Genomic DNA, 16,554 nt, shown 5'->3' with positions numbered 1-16,554 from the left:
AAAACTAGCCCGGTTCTTGAAAGCAGAATACTTTACAGCGCGATCTGAATAGTTCAGTTCAATTGACGATCGCTGAACTGAACTAACTTGCATCGATGTATCCCTGACTCGACATACGTGAACGTGCTTGAAACTAGGAGGAAATTTTTCGCCCGGCGAAAAATAACAGCCTGATTAAAATGATTTCAGTGCTAATCGACAGGAGTTTCGTGTCATTTGAGTTGAACTCATACCGATTAAAAGGTTATCTTCACAAGTAGAATAGAATTTCAGATTCACTTGTCCCGATTGATGACTAATCTAAACAAGTTATCTTTTGTTGTGTCTCCACTTGCATAATAAATGAGATTTCAATTGTATAGACTGCTCTGAACTGCTTAAGTGAATAAAAAAATTTGAGAATATAAGCTATATGGAACATAATAATTAGGTAATCGACTATCATAGATATTTTATTATGTATGCGAGTTTATACAAAAGTTTAAGATAATATAGTATTAAAAGATGGAGGAGAGTATATATGACAAAAGCTAGAAAAGCGGTCATACCAGCTGCTGATTTTGGTACTCGTTATTTACCCACTACGAAAGCGACTAAAGGGTGATAGTCATAGGTATGATAGTGCGCGTTATAATCTGTTTCTTCTTGTCGCCTAAAAGTGTCTGAATGTATTGAATCCAAATCGATTATTCATTCGGTATCATCACGGACAAGTCGAGCTTTGTTAATAAGCGCCTAGTTCAATGCTTGAAGCGGATGACTATGCTCTTTTGAAAAGCAATCTAAAAATCGAGAGAGCGATGACTGGGAAGCAAGCTGTTCTCACTCTGTTTTCAATCGGAGAAGGCTTGAAATCCAGGGTCTTTTCTCAATGGATTAGCCACTGAATCGACAGAATACCACGCAATCTCGAATATCTTGATATTATCATATTTATAGTATACTTGATGTACAGTAGATGAAATTAGGGGGGTTAATAGACTTAAGTTTAGTTTATACTTAGAATCAGGAGGAAATAGAATGCATACCATTAGTTTTATTAAAAGTACAAAAAATAACGAAAAGAGAAGAGCCTTGATTCCAGGAGATATCGTGAAAATAAAAAACAAATCATCCGTTTATATTGAATCCAGTTACGGGGATGTTCTAGGTTACAGTGATAGTGATTATGAAAAGGCGGGTGTCAACGTAACGACCAAAGAAGTTGCGCTGAAGCAAGATATCATTTGTGATCCTAAAATTGGCGATGCCGATTATTTGGATCATTTAAAAAACCAAGTACTATTTGGATATGTACACGCTGTACAAAATAAAGAAGTTACCGATGTGATAGTTGATAATGAACTTTCTGCCGTAGCCTGGGAAGATATGAATGAAGATGGCAGACATGTTTTTTGGAGAAATAATGAATTAGCAGGTGAAGCTGCAATCGTCCATGCATTTTCCTTTTTTGGAAAATTCCCTTATGAATGTAAGGTGGCTATCATCGGCAGAGGAAATACTTCAAGAGGTGCCTATCGGATTTTAGCTTCTTTGGGAGCCAATATCAAAGTTTATAACAGGAAGATGGAAGAACTGTTACGTAAAGAAATCAATGAATTTGATGTCATTGTTAATTGTGTGTTATGGGATACAGCTAGAGAAGATCATATCATATACAAGAACGATTTAAAAAATATGAAACCTCTATCCATGATTATTGATGTCAGTTGCGACAAAAACGGTGCGATAGAAACCTGCATTCCTACATCGTTTGAAAATCCAGTGTACGTTAAGGAGGAGATATTACATTACGCTGTTGATCATACACCGAGTATCGCTTTTCGAAGTGTGTCAGAAATCTTTAGCGGTGAAGTCGTAAAATATATTGATCTATTAATCGAGGATAAAATTAGCGATAATAAAACGTTACAGGATGCACTAATTGTTGAGAACGGAAATATTATTGATAAAAGAATATCCGAATTTCAAAAAAGATAAATTAATTTATAAGGACTGCAAAGTGGAAATTTTTCGCTCGCAAAAAATAACAGCCTTTTCGATGCTAATCGACAGGAGTTGCGAGTTAATTTTGTTGAACTCCTACCGATTAGCGGTTATCATTATAAATAGAATAGTATTTTGGATTCACTTATCTCAATTGATGACTAATCTAAATGAGTTATCTGTTGGCTTGTCTCCACTTCTATAGCTAATGCGTTCTCAACTGAAATAATAGCCCGAATAGCGCACTGCCTGAGTGGATAACCAAATTGCGGGAATATAATTTTTACAAAATCGACTCACTAATTGATCGACTGACTAAAGATATTTTTTTGTATGTGGTTTAATACCAATATATAGGTTAAGATAAATATAAAAGATGGAGGAGAATATATATGTCTAAAGTAAGAAAAGCAGTCATCCCAGCAGCTGGGTTTGGTACGCGCTTTTTACCCGCTACGAAAGCGATGCCCAAAGAAATGCTGCCGGTCGTCGACAAACCGACGATTCAATATATTGTGGAAGAAGCCATCGCCAGTGGCATTGAGGAAATCTTGATCATTACCGGTAAAAATAAACGGGCGATCGAAGACCACTTTGATCATTCGGTAGAGCTTGAACTGGCACTCGAAAAGAAAGGCAAGACTGAATTACTGGAACTGGTCAATAGCATATCTGATATGGTGGACATCCATTACATAAGGCAGAAAGAAGCCAAAGGACTGGGCCATGCGATCTACTGTGCGAAAACCTTCGTAGGCGATGAACCATTCGCAGTCCTGCTTGGAGACGACATTGTTTATACGGAAGACACGCCCTGCCTGAAACAGATGATCGACTGTTATGATGAGTATCAGACGAGTGTCTTAGGTGTCCAAACAGTCAAAGCAGAAGACGTCAGCAAATACGGCATCGTGGATGGCAAACAGCTGGCAGAAAAGGTTTACTCGGTAGATGGGTTGGTCGAAAAGCCATCAATCGAAGAGGCGCCATCAAATGTGGCCATTTTAGGTCGATACATCATCAATCCAGCTATCTTTGATATCCTTAGAGATACCGAACCGGGAAAAGGCGGAGAAATCCAATTAACGGATGCCCTCAAAGAGTTGGCCTTACAAGAAGATATGGTCGCTTATGATTTCGAAGGAAAACGCTATGATGTCGGCGATAAACTCGGCTTCCTGGAAGCAACGGTGGAAACCGCACTGAGAAGAGACGACTTGAGAACAGACTTTTTAGCGTATCTTGAAAAAATAGTGGCGAAAGAAACGGTCCAGAGTATTAAATAATTAGTTTTTAGTAAACGATGATGATATTTTCGCGAGCGAAAAATAACCACTTAAAAAGATAAACTCCTTACGATTAGTTGCTAATCGTAAGGAGTTTTCTATTATTTCCGAGCCACTTGTTAAGATTAGCGTTAATCTTAACAAGTGGCTCGGAAATATGGGTGTACTTAGTTAGATCGATGTGTAAACGGAACAAACGGACTGTTATTTAGTCCGGACTTATTCAATTAAGCAATTACATAATTTATATTTACTTGTACCTAGGCAACATCATTAAGGAGAAAAGCAATATAAAGACAAACATAGTCGTTTAAAACCTTAGGGTCGTAACCTGTGTATCGTGCTAATTTATTTAATTTGTACTGAAAAGTATTTTTATGTATGTACAGCTTCTCAGCGCTTTTATTTATACTTTTATTCATTTTTCCATAAGTAAGAAGGACTTCTTTTAGTTCTGCATATTCTTTAATACGATCGCTGTTTCGGAAGCTTTCGGAACTCCATTAACTTCTGTTATGTTAGCAGGTATTATACCTGGGATTGTTGCATTATTCATGACTTACTTCATGGCAAAACGAAATTCTACTAAAGGCGTATCAGTTGAAACGAGCGAATTAGAATCAAATGGTTCGGAAACGAAAGATTTACCAAGTTTACTTACAGCTATTTCTGGTCCGATTGTAGCGGTCGTTCTGTTATCTTTAAGACCGATAGCGGGTATTGTCATCGATCCCATGATAGCTCTCCCTTTAGGCGGAGCTGCCGGTTCACTGATCATGGGTAAATTCAAAGGAATTATTGATCAGGCATCATTTGGTTTAAGTAAAATGTCTCCAGTAGCCATTCTTTTAATCGGAACGGGTACAATTGCTGGAATAATCACCAACTCTACTTTAGGAGAGGTACTGATTGACGGAGTAGCAGGATTAGGTTTGCCCGTTTTCTTACTCGCACCTATCTCAGGTATTGTAATGTCCGCTGCTACTGCATCAACAACATCTGGTTCGATCGTTGCAAGTTCTGTTTTCAGTGGGGCTTTAATAGAATCAGGAGTTGGCGCTTTAGCTGGAGCCGCAATGATCCATGCGGGCGCAACTGTGCTAGATCATCTGCCACATGGTAGTTTCTTCCATGCTACAGGCGGTAGTGTCCTTATGGGTTTTAAAGATCGTCTAAAATTGATTCCCTATGAATCAATGATCGGATTAACTATTACCGTTGTTTCGGTCGTAATATTTGGATTCTTGAATCTCGGATAAAATAGTTAAAATAAAGTGTAAAGGAATGAGATTATGAAAATAGTTATTGCGCCCGATTCATTTAAAGAAAGTTTGACGGCATTAGAAGCAGCAAGTGCAATTGAAGAAGGTTTCAAGCTGGTCTTTCCAGATTCAGATTATATCAAAGTTCCTATGGCGGATGGTGGAGAGGGCACGGTTCAATCGATCATTGATGCTACAGGCGGAACGATGAAAGAATTGACTGTAACAGGACCACTTCAGGAACCTGTCGATGCTTTTTATGGTCTATCAGGAGATAAAAAGATTGCTGTCATTGAAATGGCAGCATCTTCAGGACTTGACAAAGTAAATCCCGAAAAGAGAAATCCTCTTTTAACGACAACATATGGATTTGGGGAACTCATCAAGGATGCACTAGACGAAGGGGTAGAAGAAATTTTACTCGGAATCGGTGGAAGTGCGACTAACGATGGCGGAGCAGGAATGATTATGAGTCTGGGAGGAAAACTTCTCGATAAAAATAAAAAGCCGATATCACCGAATGGTAAAGGATTAAAAGACTTAGCCTATATAGACATCACGGAGATGCATTCAAGAATCAATGACGTGAACATTCGAGTTGCCTGCGATGTGGATAACCCACTGACAGGTGAGCAAGGCGCTTCTTATATTTACGGTCCGCAAAAAGGCGGAACGCCAGACCAGTTGAAACAATTGGACGCGAATCTATCCCATTTTGCTCAACTGATAAAAGAAACGTTAGGTAAAGATATCGAACACATTCCAGGTGCAGGTGCTGCAGGGGGGTTAGGTGCCGGAATAATGGCATTCTTAAACGGTAAACTTGAACGTGGTGGCGATTTACTAGTTGATTTACTGGATCTTGAAGCGAAGATCAAAGAGGCAGACTTAGTCATCACGGGCGAAGGAGGCATTAATCACCAGACGATTTTTGGTAAAACACCTATTGCTGTGTCGCAAGTATCAAAAAAATACGGTGTACCGACGATTGCGTTTGCTGGGTGTCTAAATAAAGGATACGAGAATATTTATGATGAAGGCATAGACGCTGCCTTCAGTATCATTCCAGAATTTAGTTCACAGGAAGATGCACTGGCTAATGGATATGAAAATCTCAAAAATACGGCAATGAACAGTGCGAGAGTATTAAAAATCGGATTGAAATAAAATAAACACTAAAGCTGCTGATTCTTAAATGAGTCAGCAGCTTTAGTGCTTCGTCTATTGTGCAATCAGGCTAGACAAATAAATAAGGTGTTATCTAGACCGAAAATGATAAATTAAGCCGATAGAAATTAAAGAAAAAGATTTTTTTTGTACATGTTGTATAAGTTAGTTGATTTTATACGTTTTTAGAAGTACACTTTTAATATAAAAGTGTATATTGATTTTTAATTTAGTGATTAAAAATATGTCTTTCATTTAATTTTTATATGGGGGATGAGACGGGTGCACTATCTAATCTTTTTGTCAGATACAGTTGGTATGAACGATAAAATCAAGAAGGTGTTATGATCTGCCTCAATACTTTGAGAAAAATGAAGTAGGCGGAGAACCTTTTTGTTGAAAAGACTCTTATTATATTGGTTTTGACAGCACTGAATTTATTACTAGTAAGTATCTGTTTGTAATCGATACAGAATAGTATATAGAGATACTAATACTTGGGAAGGATGTTAAATGTGGAAAATGAATATGACAATATCATGAATTTGGCGAAGAAACATGATTTAAAAAAGATTATGATCATGAAGGACAGCTGGTGTGAAGGTAGCTGGTGTATAGTGGACAAAGTCAAATTCAAGCCGGATAGTAAGTATGGTTTTGCCTATGGTCGTATTCAATACAAGAATGGAAAAACATCAAATGGAAGCATACCATCTGCGGGAACATATTCCTGGCGAGTTATTAAGGTGCTGGAAGATGATTTAGAAGTCGAATATCTACCTAAGAAAAAAGAATAGTTTGATTGTTACTTCTTGATAAGGATAAATTAAATGAAATATACATTTGGAACTATGTCTCCTGGAATAACGAGTAGATCGATGCAGGCTTTTTTTCGTTATAAAGCGCGTATCTTCAGGAGTAGTGGTTGGAAACGGGGAAACTACTTAAGATTAAAGCATAAACTTCAGAAGTTTGAAGTAATATAAACCTAACTTCTTAAGATAACAGGTTAATCTTCAGGAGTAGCCCTAACTAGAGACATAACTGCTTAAGATTAAGAAGAGTTTTTATAAAAAGGAGTGTATTTTGTCAGCTGCCTGACAAAATTTCCGATCGAGACAAGCGGAGTGGAGAAAGCGAGTTACTCATTTAAATTATTCTATGATTATTAACACTAGTGTTGCATGAAACACGTATCAAAAATTAATAGAATTGAGAAAAGAGCATGATATTCTTGTAAAAGGAAGTTTCAAACTGACTCTTCCAGATGACCCACAAATTTTTGCTTATGAAAGAGAACTGGATAATGAGAAGTGGACGGTGATTGCTAATCTGTCGGATACTGAGCAGGCGCGTTCAATACACAACACGGCTGTCCAGGCACTGATCTCGAACTACGATAAAAAAGAATATGATTTAGCTGATCTAAAACTAAAACCATACGAAGCGTTCGTTTTCAGAAACGAATAGAAACAAGAAAAGTGCAAACCTATATATATAGGTTTGCACTTTTCTTACTGAAAGAAGGTTGATACTTGAAAATGTTAATGAGTGGAGACCAGAAAGGCCTAAACTCCTTAAGATTAAGAGTGAATCTTAAGGAGTTTTGTCTGTTACTACCTCTATTTCTGAAGATAACCGCAGTATCTTCAGAAGTTTACACGAATTGAGCATTAACTGCTTACGTTTTTAAATCAAGAGGGTATATTTTGTCAGTTGCCTGACAAAATTTCCTTTTCAAACAAAGAGACATACTTAATTTATGGTTACGCATTGTTCCCATATAGAGTATAATAAGTATGGATATAGCGGTTATAATGTATTTACTTTCTACGATAATTAAATTGGGGGAATAATATGGATACGAATGGTTTTCTTGGCATTGATATTGGCGGGACAAAAATTAAATTTGCCAAAGTTTATTCTGATGGGACGATAGACCAGACAAATAAAGTTGATACACCCGAAGATTTAGCCGGTTTTTTAAATCAAATCGATACGATCTATACTTCTTTTAACAGTAATGAGATCGAATCAGTTGCATTGAGTCTTCCGGGTAAAGTCAACTCAAAAGAAGGTGTCGTTTGTTTCGGTGGGTCTCTGCCGTATCTGCATCAGTTCGATTTCAAAAAACACTTCAAAGAAAAATACAATAAAAATTGCACGATCATCAATGACGGTAAAGCCGGTGCTTTGTGTGAGTTATGGTTGGGCAATTTAAAAGGAATTAAAAACGGTTTAGTCATAACGCTGGGGACTGGCGTTGGTGGAGGGATCATCTTAGATGGAAAACTCTATCAGGGAACTAATTTCCAAGCGGGCGAGTTGAGCTTTATTACTAAAAACTTATTTGAACTGGATCGAAAAAATATCGTCGGCTATGAGTTATCGGCAGTCAACTTTATAGAGGCCTGTTCAGAAGCGTTGCATTTATCAAGACCTTACGATGGCGAAAAAGTCTTTGATGAGATCAAGAAAAATAATAATGCGGCAGTGATGGCCTTGTTCGGTGACTATACTAAAAAAATCGTCAATCTGATCGTCAATCTGCAGGCTATTTTGGACATAGAGAAAGTATTGATCGGTGGGGGAATCAGTGAACAGCCTGTTCTGATCGATGAAATAACTAAGCAATATAAATCATTAAGAAAAGAATCTACTATTTATGGCAGGGTATTTGAACCACTGGTGATCGATACCTGTGCATTTAAAAATAATTCCAACATTTTAGGCGCCGTATTTGCCAGCATAAACCAAGTATAATTAACTTTCATAGAGCTTCGTTTTTTGGGATTTGAAACAAATACTTACCACCGCATCTTTGTGAGTAATTACAAGGTCAGCTGGGAGCCACGGTCATCAAAAGGCATTTATGATCCGAATATGTGTAACGAAGCTAATAACTTCTCTTCAGGGATGAGTGGTTATTAGCTTTTACTTGTTCAAAAAAGGCTGCAAGCCGTTTCGATCGGTGTCGATGTAATGGGAGCGGGCCTACAGTCAAATTTCTATGAAAAAATCATCCCGGTTTGTATTGTTTATCCTTACACGAAATGGTATTCTGTTGGTATATTGGTAAACAAAAATGAGTATAGGTCAGACAAAATGATTTTTAATATTGTAACGCTAGGAAAAAAATTGAAGTATAGAGGTGCTATTTATGGATCAAGCAACAGACAAATTCCCCGATGTTTTTTTGTGGGGCGGGGCCGTTGCTGCTCATCAAATTGAAGGGGCTTACGACGTCGGTGGCAAAGGGCTATCGACTGCCGATGTGTTGACGGCCGGCAATCAGAGAACGCCACGCCAGATCACTAAAGGCATTGAAAGCGACCAGTATTACCCGAACCATGAAGCCATCGATTTTTACCATACGTATAAAGAGGATATCCAGCTGTTCAAGGAGTTGGGGTTGAAAGTGTTCCGGACGTCGATCAACTGGTCTAGGATCTTTCCCAATGGGGATGACGTGGTACCGAATGAAGAGGGCTTACAGTTCTACGATGACTTGTTTGACGAACTGCTGGAAAACGGCATCGAACCGGTCATTACCCTGTCACACTTTGAGATCCCTTATGCCCTTTACGAAAACTACGGTGGGTTCAGGAACAAGAAACTGATCACCTTTTTTGCCTGGTATGCTGAAACGGTCATGCGCCGCTATAAAGACAAAGTGAAATATTGGATGACCTTCAATGAAATCAATAATCAGATGGACACGTTCGAAAAACTGCATGCATGGACGAACTCGGCGATCTTATTCGAAGACGGGGACGACAAGGAAGAAGTAACGATCCAAGCGAGTATGAACGAGCTGATTGCCAGCGCGAAAGCGGTCAAGATCGGTAAAGAGATCAATCCGGCTTTTCAGATCGGCTGCATGATGGCTTATGTCCCGGTGTATCCGTATTCGTGTCACCCTGAAGATATGCTGGCGGCCAGCAAGATGATGGAACGCCGCTTCTTCTACAGTGATGTGCACGTTCGCGGAGAGATCCCGAGCTACGCTTTGAAACTGTGGGAGCAAAAAGGCTATGATATCGACTACTCACAAGAGGATCTGGAGATTCTTAAAGAAGGTACCGTTGATTACATCGGCTTCAGTTATTACATGTCAACCGCGGTGACGACACTGGCTGGTATAAAGGGAACACCGATCAGAGATTACCCTTATGCCAAAGTAGTGTCTAATCCGCATGTGAAAGCCAATGACTGGGGGTGGCAGATCGACCCGGATGGTTTGCGGTACACGCTGAACACCGTGTACCAGCGCTACAACAAGCCCCTGTTCATTGTTGAAAACGGGATGGGTGCCTATGATACGATCGAAGAGGATGGCAAGATCCATGATGATTACCGCGTCAGTTATTTGGAGGCACATATCCAGGCGATGTTCCAGGCCGTCAAGGAAGACGGAGTCGAATTGATGGGTTATACGCCATGGGGAGTCATCGATATCGTCAGTTTTGGCTCCGGTGAGATGGAAAAACGTTACGGCTTCATCCATGTCGACAAAGATAATCAGGGAAACGGCACCCTTAAGCGCAGAAAAAAAGAATCGTTTGTGTGGTACCAGAACGTCATAGAACAGAATGGCTTGAGTAACTAAATCGGTTTGAATGGAGGTCAGCAGATGACTGTTTTAAGTATTGATGTCGGTGGCACAAGTATTAAACATGCAATCATAAACGAAGGGGCGATCGTTGCTAAAGGAGTTACCCCCACACCGACCACCAAAAAAGAGTTTCTTGAAGCAATAAACTCTATCACAAATAAATACGATGAAACATATGATTTCAAGGACATCACCTTGAGTTTTCCGGGCTATATCAACCCGAACAACGGCTATGCGGAAAAAGCGGGCGCCTTGAATTTTCTTGACGGTAGTAATATCATAGACCAGTTTGCGGAAACGATCGGGCAGGATTATGTCTACCATATCGAAAATGATGCGAACTGCGCGGCTATTGCTGAAAAAAATAGTGGCAGAGCCGTGGACAATCAGTCATTTCTTTTGGTCACGGTCGGGACTGGTTTTGGCGGCGCCTTTTATATCAACAATCAACTCGTCCGCGGGTTTCAATACAAAGCGGGGGAATTTGGCCAAATGCGGATCATGTCACGGACGGATATAGATAGAAAAGTAAACAGTTTAGCCTCCGTCAAGTGGCTTATCATGAACTACAAGGAATTGAAGAACCTGCCTAAAGAGGCGCGAGTGTCAGGAGAAGAAATTTTGGATAATAGTAAAGATGATCCAGATACCGGGGCTTTGGTAAAGAGTTGGATCGCGGATATTTGTGTGTCCATATTCAACGTCGTGACCGTGATCAATCCAGAAAAAATACTCATCGGTGGCGGCATCAGTTCACACCCGTCATTTTTACCACTTGTGAGAGAAACGATGGATATATTATTAAATGACTGGCATGAGTTCAGAGTGCCGATCGAAACCTGCAAGTACCATAACGATGCCGGCTTACTGGGCGCGTATTACAACGTGATTAGTAACTAGCTTTTTATACTGGACCTATAAACTGAACATCGACACAGTCAATAACCCCAAGATGGCCGGTTGGGACGCTTGGGACATGAGACGCTGTAGATGAGAATAAATAGTGAAAAACGTGAAAGCTAATGATAGCTTTCACGTTTTTTTGAGTTGAAATTTTTCGCAGGCGAAAAATAACCACTTAAATTAAAGAAGTTGCTGTGTTTTAAGTGGAAACTAGTGAAGATTTCCACTGAATCTTCACTAGTTTGATCAAAAGAGAGCCAAACTCCTTAAGATAAACCGTAATCTTAAGGAGTTATTAAGGTAATAGCAAAAACTTCTTAAGATAAGAGCGTCGACACCATCATTTTAAAGTTGAAATTTTTCGCGGGCGAAAAATGACCACTTAATTAAAGAAGTTGCTGTGTTTTAAGTGGAAACTAGTGAAGATACCCACTAAATATTCACTAGTATAGTCAAAAGAGAGCCGAACTCCTTAAGATAAACCGTAATCTTAAGGAGTTATTAAGGTAATAGTGAAAACTTCTTAAGATAAGAGCTTCAACACCATCATTTTAAATTTGAAATTTTTCGCAGGCGAAAAATAACCACTTAATTAGTGAAGGTATTGTCGATTCAACTATAGTAGGTGCCACGACCAGCGAAATGTGTGCGATAGTTACTCTTCAAAACGACTTGTATTCTCGATTTGGAACAGTCACCCCCGCACCACTCGTAAATGAAATCCTTCGTAAGGAGGACAGCTGGGAACAACAGTCGGAATTCTTCTATACTTCGGTGGATGGCCTCAGCTATTTTTTCTTGGTGCCCACAATCAGAGCATAGAAGAAATTGTCTCGAAGCTGTGTGTCTAAATGAAAAGCATTCAGGACAGAGGATACCTTTTTGCAGTTGGTCGAAGTTATATTCAGGAAGATTAGTTGGTCGGAAATTGTAATCATGAAGTTTGACCAGTTTATCGCCCAGCGCAGCGATAAGATCTGTAGCATTTGGTAACTGTTTCACCAAATCATTAAAATGCTTTGGTAGTTGTCCTGCAAAGATAATAAATCGAGTTGACGGCAGCGAATAGATGTAAAAATCGGGATTGATATAAACTACATAAGAGGTGATTTCGGTCTGATAACCGAAATTCAGAAGCAAGTTAAACAAATAAGCACGTTTTCGGTTGGCCTGAGCCAGAGGATCCTGCAGTGCATGACCGGATTCCGAGAACAGTGAGCCGTCTCTATGATGGTAATTACCGGAATAGTTTTTTACTTCATATAGATAAATATGGTCGGCTTTGATGAGCAATGAATCAATCTGATAATACGTGTCCCGGATACTGATCAAAAGATCGTTTATAATCAGACCAGGTAATTGACAGTCGTTCATACAGTCATCAAATAGTTGTTCACCTTTAAGACCCTTGATTTGATTCTCATACAGAATTTTTTCGTTGAATGAAAGATCCATTCGGTAATTCAAAGATTCCAGCAAGAGATGATTTATCGACTTGGTTCGTTCTTTTAGTATCATGCAGACATACGCTCCTTTTTTAGTTATCTCTATATAATATATATACAAAAGAATCTGAAACTCACTTTTTTAATTGAAATCTTCAGAAGTTTTATTGGAAACGGGCAAAACTTCTGAAGATTAGAGAGAAACTTAAGAAGTTGGTACGAATAACATCCTTATTTGTTACGATACCTGTATCATCTTAAGGAGTAGCAGCAATTAATACCAAAACTTATCACGATAAAGTGAAGATCTTAATAAAAAGAGGTTTATTTTGTCAGCATTCTGACAAAATTTCCGAATGATGGTTGAGAATTATAAAAAACGATCAAAATTGGTTTGTTTTAAATAAAAGGAGAAAAGTTATTCAGTAATTCATGAAGAGGAAATCTGAGTGAGGGAAGATGCGAATCTACACACGCTAAAAACTATAAGTGTTAGTACATATCTAATCCAGCTTGGAAGGAGTATACTTGAGCCAGTATAGTTGGTAGCGCTTATATAATGCTAGGATAATTTAATGAAAGGAGAGAAACCTACTGATTTAGCGTTAATTTGTATAGATTTTGTGAAATTTTGAATCTCACTTGTACTGGTTAGTAGTAATCAGTATAAGTTCACGAGTTTAGTATAAACTTCTCGTCCGGAAGGCTGATTTTGTCAGAGAGCTGATAAAATTGGTTGTACTTTCAATTAATATAAAATGATTTTTACTATTAATCTTTTAAACAAACAGGAGGGCTGATAACCATGAATCTATTGAATCAATATATTGTGGCTTTGACTCATTTATACGGGGCCGTTCATAAAAATGAAATCGTTGAAACCTACAATGCACAGAATGAAAAGTCGATCAGTGTTAAAGACGTTGAAAAACAGTTGAGAAATCCTTCAGCGGAAGTCGAGAAACGCTTTACCTTTGCTGAAGGGAACTACTTTATCAGTGAAGCAGTGGCGATTTTCGATGATCTGGAGGAGTTAATAGTCAGGGAGAAAGGCAACCCCCGGTATTATCCTTCGAAAAATGAATTATTGAAGGATGGTGATCTGATTGCTTTGAAAAAATTGAAGAATACTGGGATTAGTTCGGTTGTATAATATAAGATATCTTAAACGGTAACGAGGAATCGACTGTAGATATATGTGAGGATATCCATGGATAGATTGAAGTAGAGGGTAACTTACATTCGATAATGACCACTTAAAACAAGAAACTCATTACGATTTTTGTTAATCGTAATGAGTTTCTTGTTATTTCAGGGCCACTCGTTTAGATTAACGCTAATCGGAACGAGTAGCTGCGTTAAATGGGTGTACTCAGTTAGATTGATGCGTAAACGAGATAAGTTGGCCATGATCTGGTCTGAACTCATTTAGAAAAAAGCAATTTAATGATAATAACTGCTCCAACCGGCGTTATGAAGCCGATAATTATTATTCAGCACGTTCCTTATATGTGATTTCTTTAAGTCGTTCCCACACCATTCGTGAGCGAGCTGTTTGGTCAAAGGCGTGGTCGTTAAAAGAAGCCTCAATTCTTCAATACTTCGATGAATGGCATCAGCCAACTTGTCTCGGTGTCCGAAAGTCAAGCACGTGTAAGTTTGTCTCGACGATTTACGAGCAAAGGAAAAACATGCTAGACACAAGATGCCTTTTTCCAAACGGGTTGAACGAATGGTCAAGTAAATTAGCCTGACGGTATGAAACATTGTGCATGGCTATTAGTTTCTTTGCGAGGCTCAAGTGTTTGTCTGACTGTTTGACCAGCGTCTTTGATAACAAGTCGAAATGACTGGAAAGCTGACCGGCAAATAAAACAGAAGGACTTTTCGGTAATGAATAAATATAAAAGTCAGGATTGATGTAAACGACTTGCGTCGATATGTCGATCTGATAACCGAGATTCAACAGTAAATTATGCGGAGACAGCGTTTATAGTCAGCTTGAGTAACCAGGTTCTTTATCGTGTGGCCAGATTTAGAATTACTATTGGCGTCGCGGTATATTAAGAACCTGAATAATTCTTCGATTCATATAAATAAATATGCTCATCTGTTACAAGTAGTGCATCGATCTGATATTAAGTGTCCCGTGTGTTTAACAACAGATCATTTATGATCAGTCCAGACAGTTGGGCTTCTTCTAATAATCGATCAAACTTTAGATTGCCGGTAAAACCTTTCACCTGGTTCTCGTATTGCGATCTTTCAACCGAAGATAGCGCCGTATGATGATTCAGTGATTCTAAAACGAGATGACTGACGGATTTTGTGCGTTCTTTAAGTATCATGCCCTTTTGCGCTCCTTTATTTAGGCTTATTCGAAACAAGTAGACGGAAAGTTTCCGCTACTCCAAGGTTAGATAGTTGTTATTTAATAAAAAATTTTATACGCTAAAGATAGATCATAAAAAAATTCATAAGCGATATGCTATACTCGATTATATTAATCAAATATTGTTAATAGAACTGAGCGGGAAGTATCAATATCTTGAGAAAATTATTATATTTATCAGCTACGAGACAAAAAAAGTTTATAGGGGTACAAAATAAATTACAACAGCAAATGCGTTTTTTTGAAGATAATAATATCGAGGTCACCCATATTGATATAAGTATGATTAATAAATCTTTTTGGTCCAAAATATGAGAAATAATGCCCTTTACAGGCATAAATGATTGGTGTATTGATAAAAAGATAATAAAAAATTGCGATATAATTTATACTAGATACGCATCAAGTGACTTTCAATTTGTCAAATTTCTAAAAAATGTAAAAAGAATTAATCCAAAAATAATAATCTTGATTGAAATTCCTACCTACCCTTATGATTTTAAAATAAGCAACACGATAGGGAGATTACCGATTAAAACTAAAGATCGGCTTAATAGGAAAAGGATTCATAGTTATGTTGATTATGTTTTGACTTATTCAAAAGATGAAAAGATATTCAAAATTAATACTCTGGAATTATCTAATTTTGTTAACACAGAACTGACTCTTCCAAAAATGCCTTCTAAAAATACGGATACAGTAATCAATATAATAGCTGTAGCTAATTTTAACTATTGGCATGGGTACGATCGTTTTCTTGTTGGATTATATGAATACTATAAGAATAATAGTGATGAAAAAAGAAAAATAGTGTTTCATTTGATAGGAGATGGAGAGGAACTTATTGAAATGCAAAAACTATGTAAAGAAACATAATCTTGTCAATAAGGTTTTGTTCTATGGTCTTCAGGATGGTGAGGAACTGAATGAGATATACGATGAATGTGAGTTGGCCTTGGATTCTATGGGGAGACACCGGAGTAAAGTTTATTATAATAGTTCATTAAAGGGGAAAGAATACGGTGCTAAAGGATTACCTATAGTGTCAGGCATGAAAACTGAATTGGACTTTGATGGAAATTATCCATATTATCTCAGAGTGCCAGCAGATGATACTCCAATTAACATAGAAAATATTATCAATTTCTACGATTCAATATACGACTCTTCATTGGATACCCAAAAAGAAGTTATTAATTATATAAGAGATTATACAATAAAACACTTTGGAGTGGGTATAGGATTAAGGAAAGTACTTGATGTTATTTTAAATGATGAAAATTGAATAACAATGAAGCTGTAAGTTCTCTGATCATTGATCATGAATTTGGTCACTTTGAAGTAACTGCAGTAGTTGGTACCAAATACAATCAGATTAAAGAAGAATCGTAAAATAACAGGCATAAATGAAATTGTTTATTGGTTAAATAGACGAGGAAACTCTTTCTAATTTGATTTTGATAAAACAAATAATTTACTAAAAAGAGAGTGGAGTATG

17 protein-coding genes and 1 pseudogene are annotated in these 16,554 nt (G+C 37.9%); 12 read left to right on the top strand and 6 right to left on the bottom strand.

All coding sequences use genetic code 11. From position 1 onward, the window contains the following. Positions 1 to 585: 585 nt before the first annotated feature. Positions 586 to 693, bottom strand: a pseudogene (locus AX762_RS13280) (transposase); the annotation flags it as partial. Positions 694 to 1,020: 327 nt separating this feature from the next. On the opposite strand from AX762_RS13280, the gene AX762_RS03835 reads away from it, so the two are divergent. After that, entirely contained in the window at positions 1,021 to 1,980 is a 960-nt protein-coding gene (locus AX762_RS03835) for a N(5)-(carboxyethyl)ornithine synthase (RefSeq protein ID WP_071847843.1), read from the top strand. 398 nt (positions 1,981 to 2,378) lie between these two features. Beyond that, positions 2,379 to 3,272, top strand: coding sequence for a UTP--glucose-1-phosphate uridylyltransferase GalU (galU, locus tag AX762_RS03830; RefSeq protein ID WP_071847842.1), 894 nt, complete (start codon positions 2,379 to 2,381; stop codon positions 3,270 to 3,272). A 260-nt stretch (positions 3,273 to 3,532) separates the two neighbouring features. On the opposite strand, the gene AX762_RS13275 is transcribed toward galU, so the two are convergent. Next, complete coding sequence (locus AX762_RS13275; RefSeq protein WP_371261627.1) at positions 3,533 to 3,742, bottom strand: helix-turn-helix domain-containing protein; 210 nt, start codon at positions 3,740 to 3,742, stop codon at positions 3,533 to 3,535. A 96-nt stretch (positions 3,743 to 3,838) separates the two neighbouring features. Between AX762_RS13275 and AX762_RS03820 the strand changes: the two genes are divergently transcribed. From AX762_RS03820 to AX762_RS03790, 7 genes are all read left to right on the top strand, one after another. Beyond that, positions 3,839 to 4,531 carry a hypothetical protein gene (locus AX762_RS03820; protein ID WP_256244369.1) on the top strand — a complete coding sequence of 231 codons (693 nt, stop codon included), beginning with the start codon at positions 3,839 to 3,841 and terminating at the stop codon, positions 4,529 to 4,531. Between the two features lie 33 nt (positions 4,532 to 4,564). Beyond that, the gene (locus AX762_RS03815; protein WP_071847841.1) at positions 4,565 to 5,701 is read left to right on the top strand and encodes a glycerate kinase; all 1,137 of its coding nucleotides are present in this window, start codon (positions 4,565 to 4,567) and stop codon (positions 5,699 to 5,701) included. A 515-nt stretch (positions 5,702 to 6,216) separates the two neighbouring features. Further along, complete coding sequence (locus AX762_RS03810; RefSeq protein ID WP_071847840.1) at positions 6,217 to 6,498, top strand: hypothetical protein; 282 nt, start codon at positions 6,217 to 6,219, stop codon at positions 6,496 to 6,498. Positions 6,499 to 6,907: 409 nt separating this feature from the next. Further along, a complete protein-coding gene (locus tag AX762_RS03805) occupies positions 6,908 to 7,171 on the top strand; it encodes an alpha-glucosidase C-terminal domain-containing protein (RefSeq protein ID WP_083432774.1) in 264 nt (87 codons plus the stop codon). Positions 7,172 to 7,558: 387 nt separating this feature from the next. Further along, complete coding sequence (locus AX762_RS03800) at positions 7,559 to 8,464, top strand: ROK family protein (RefSeq protein ID WP_071847838.1); 906 nt, start codon at positions 7,559 to 7,561, stop codon at positions 8,462 to 8,464. Between the two features lie 397 nt (positions 8,465 to 8,861). Then, a complete protein-coding gene (locus tag AX762_RS03795) occupies positions 8,862 to 10,310 on the top strand; it encodes a 6-phospho-beta-glucosidase (protein ID WP_071847837.1) in 1,449 nt (482 codons plus the stop codon). 24 nt (positions 10,311 to 10,334) lie between these two features. After that, positions 10,335 to 11,216, top strand: a complete 882-nt coding sequence (locus AX762_RS03790; RefSeq protein ID WP_071847836.1) for an ROK family protein — start codon at positions 10,335 to 10,337, stop codon at positions 11,214 to 11,216. A gap of 615 nt (positions 11,217 to 11,831) precedes the next feature. Here AX762_RS03790 and AX762_RS03785 read toward each other — a convergent pair. Further along, positions 11,832 to 12,737, bottom strand: a complete 906-nt coding sequence (locus tag AX762_RS03785; RefSeq protein ID WP_071847835.1) for a nuclease-related domain-containing protein — start codon at positions 12,735 to 12,737, stop codon at positions 11,832 to 11,834. Positions 12,738 to 13,469: 732 nt separating this feature from the next. Here AX762_RS03785 and AX762_RS03780 point away from each other — a divergent pair. Beyond that, positions 13,470 to 13,817 (top strand): hypothetical protein, encoded by a 348-nt coding sequence (locus AX762_RS03780; protein WP_071847834.1) that lies wholly within the window; start codon positions 13,470 to 13,472, stop codon positions 13,815 to 13,817. A 519-nt stretch (positions 13,818 to 14,336) separates the two neighbouring features. Here the strand turns inward: AX762_RS03780 and AX762_RS12540 are convergent. The 3 genes from AX762_RS12540 to AX762_RS03775 all read right to left on the bottom strand — a co-directional run bounded on the left by AX762_RS12540 (position 14,337) and on the right by AX762_RS03775 (position 15,012). Beyond that, positions 14,337 to 14,630: a hypothetical protein gene (locus AX762_RS12540; RefSeq protein WP_143139279.1), complete on the bottom strand. Its 294-nt coding sequence runs from the start codon at positions 14,628 to 14,630 to the stop codon at positions 14,337 to 14,339. A 97-nt stretch (positions 14,631 to 14,727) separates the two neighbouring features. Continuing rightward, positions 14,728 to 14,796 (bottom strand): hypothetical protein, encoded by a 69-nt coding sequence (locus AX762_RS13270; protein WP_371261626.1) that lies wholly within the window; start codon positions 14,794 to 14,796, stop codon positions 14,728 to 14,730. 6 nt (positions 14,797 to 14,802) lie between these two features. Beyond that, positions 14,803 to 15,012, bottom strand: a complete 210-nt coding sequence (locus AX762_RS03775) for a hypothetical protein (protein ID WP_071847833.1) — start codon at positions 15,010 to 15,012, stop codon at positions 14,803 to 14,805. A gap of 365 nt (positions 15,013 to 15,377) precedes the next feature. On the opposite strand from AX762_RS03775, the gene AX762_RS12355 reads away from it, so the two are divergent. Further along, positions 15,378 to 15,932 carry a glycosyltransferase gene (locus AX762_RS12355; protein ID WP_083432773.1) on the top strand — a complete coding sequence of 185 codons (555 nt, stop codon included), beginning with the start codon at positions 15,378 to 15,380 and terminating at the stop codon, positions 15,930 to 15,932. Then, the gene (locus AX762_RS12350; protein WP_083432772.1) at positions 15,901 to 16,341 is read left to right on the top strand and encodes a hypothetical protein; all 441 of its coding nucleotides are present in this window, start codon (positions 15,901 to 15,903) and stop codon (positions 16,339 to 16,341) included. Before AX762_RS12355 ends, AX762_RS12350 begins: the two co-directional genes overlap by 32 nt. The last annotated feature ends 213 nt before the right edge of the window (positions 16,342 to 16,554 follow it).

The organism is Alkalibacterium sp. 20 (assembly GCF_001885615.1).
Taxonomy (GTDB): Bacteria; Bacillota; Bacilli; order Lactobacillales; family Carnobacteriaceae_A; genus Alkalibacterium.
Note: the sequence above shows the minus strand (reverse complement) of the source record. Positions and strands in the feature narration are given on the sequence as shown.

Bases quoted from the DNA above. Each gene is read 5' to 3' on its own strand.
- AX762_RS03835 (WP_071847843.1), top strand. From the start codon at position 1,021: ATGCATACCATTAGTTTTATTAAAAGTACAAAAAATAACGAAAAGAGA.
- galU (WP_071847842.1), top strand. From the start codon at position 2,379: ATGTCTAAAGTAAGAAAAGCAGTCATCCCAGCAGCTGGGTTTGGTACG.
- AX762_RS03820 (WP_256244369.1), top strand. From the start codon at position 3,839: ATGGCAAAACGAAATTCTACTAAAGGCGTATCAGTTGAAACGAGCGAA.
- AX762_RS03815 (WP_071847841.1), top strand. From the start codon at position 4,565: ATGAAAATAGTTATTGCGCCCGATTCATTTAAAGAAAGTTTGACGGCA.
- AX762_RS03800 (WP_071847838.1), top strand. From the start codon at position 7,559: ATGGATACGAATGGTTTTCTTGGCATTGATATTGGCGGGACAAAAATT.
- AX762_RS03795 (WP_071847837.1), top strand. From the start codon at position 8,862: ATGGATCAAGCAACAGACAAATTCCCCGATGTTTTTTTGTGGGGCGGG.
- AX762_RS03790 (WP_071847836.1), top strand. From the start codon at position 10,335: ATGACTGTTTTAAGTATTGATGTCGGTGGCACAAGTATTAAACATGCA.
- AX762_RS03785 (WP_071847835.1), bottom strand. From the start codon at position 12,737: ATGATACTAAAAGAACGAACCAAGTCGATAAATCATCTCTTGCTGGAA.
- AX762_RS03780 (WP_071847834.1), top strand. From the start codon at position 13,470: ATGAATCTATTGAATCAATATATTGTGGCTTTGACTCATTTATACGGG.
- AX762_RS03775 (WP_071847833.1), bottom strand. From the start codon at position 15,012: ATGATACTTAAAGAACGCACAAAATCCGTCAGTCATCTCGTTTTAGAA.
- AX762_RS12355 (WP_083432773.1), top strand. From the start codon at position 15,378: ATGCCCTTTACAGGCATAAATGATTGGTGTATTGATAAAAAGATAATA.